The sequence below is a fragment of the Actinoallomurus acaciae genome (genome assembly GCF_042429965.1).
GTDB lineage: Bacteria > Actinomycetota > Actinomycetes > Streptosporangiales > Streptosporangiaceae > Actinoallomurus > Actinoallomurus acaciae.
Map to the genome: position 1 here is coordinate 1 of NZ_JBHLZP010001043.1, position 1301 is coordinate 1301.

Annotated in this window: 1 protein-coding gene; it reads right to left on the reverse strand. The window is 63.4% G+C overall.

Features of this window, described 5'->3' with window-relative positions; genetic code table 11:
* Nucleotides 1-1220, reverse strand: a 1220-nt coding sequence (locus ACFFNX_RS50265) for an IS701 family transposase (protein ID WP_378213588.1), incomplete at its 3' end; no start/stop codon positions are given.
* Nucleotides 1221-1301: the final 81 nt, after the last annotated feature.

A 1301-nucleotide genomic window follows, 5' to 3' on the forward strand; every position in this document is an offset into this window, starting at 1 on the left:
CTTGGGGTTGTTCCTGATGTTCTGACCGATGCGTGCTCTGGGTCGCCGTCAGTTGTCCACAGGAGGTGGCTCCCCTTTTTACAGGTGCGGCGGAGAACGGCGAGGAAGGTCAAGGCGAGCATCGCCAAGGTGATGTGCCGATACCAGGCGTGGTAGAGCCGGAACTGGTATTGGCCGAGTCCGGCTTCTTGCTTGGCCGCCTCAAAGCATTCCTCGACGGGCCAGCGGGAGCCGATGATGCGGACGAGTTCGGACAGTCCTTCCGCGCGTGGGTTATAGCAGTGGAAGTAGGCCAGTTCACCGTCGGTGGTGTTTCGCCGGGCCACGTACTGGTGCCCGGGATCACCGGTGGTGATGAGCGCCCAGTCATAGACGCGGAAGCCTTTGGAGCCGATCCCGCAGGAACGGCGCGACCAATCGTGGGGTTTGAGCCGGGCGGCGATGTTCTCCACGACTGCGGGGTCTTGCTTGGCGGTGGAGATGTTCCCGGTCGCGGTGCTGGTGGTCTTGGGCACGGCCATGCAGTAGGAGATCTGTTCTTTCTCCAGGTAGGCGCGCAGGCCCGGGTTCTGGCCGAACTCCTCATCGGCGGCGAACCATGCGAACGGCACCCCGGCCGCCATGGTCCGGGCGATCATGGCTGCTACCTGCTGCGGGCGGGTCGCGAACCTCAGCTCCTCAGGTATCGCGGCCTCGGCCCGCCGGCCCAAATCATCACACCAGGAACGCTCCGGCAGATACAGTTCCCGATCGATCAGCACCCGGTCCCCGGCTGGGGTGGCATAGGCCAGAAACGTTCCTATCTGGCAGTTGTCGATCCGGCCCAGCGTCCCGGAATACTGTCGTTGAACACCTGCCGACTTGGCGCCCTTCTTAGCGAACCCGGTCGGGTCGGCGATCAGCACCGCCCTGGCATCGGCGAAGTACTCCATCGCAAAAGCCCGCACCTCATCGCGCAACCCGTCAGCGTCCCACGGGGTCAAGTTGATGAACCGCTGGATCGCTGTAGGCCGCCGTTCCCCGGTGAATTCGGAGATCGTCCAGGAGTTCTTCCGCGCCAAAGACGCCAGCAACCCCCGCAGATACTGCCGGAAATGCTCCCGTGACTCCGTCCGGAACCATCGGCCCTCAAACCGCGTGCAGACCTGCTCGAACTCCGACTTCCAAACCTCCAGATCCGCCGCTGTCACCGCACCGGTGTCCTTCAGGGGCTGAGGCATGCCAACACCGTCACACACCCCAACCCGCTCACGCAGAGAAACGATCCGATCGCCAGGAGCGATCTAGGCATGTAGTACTAG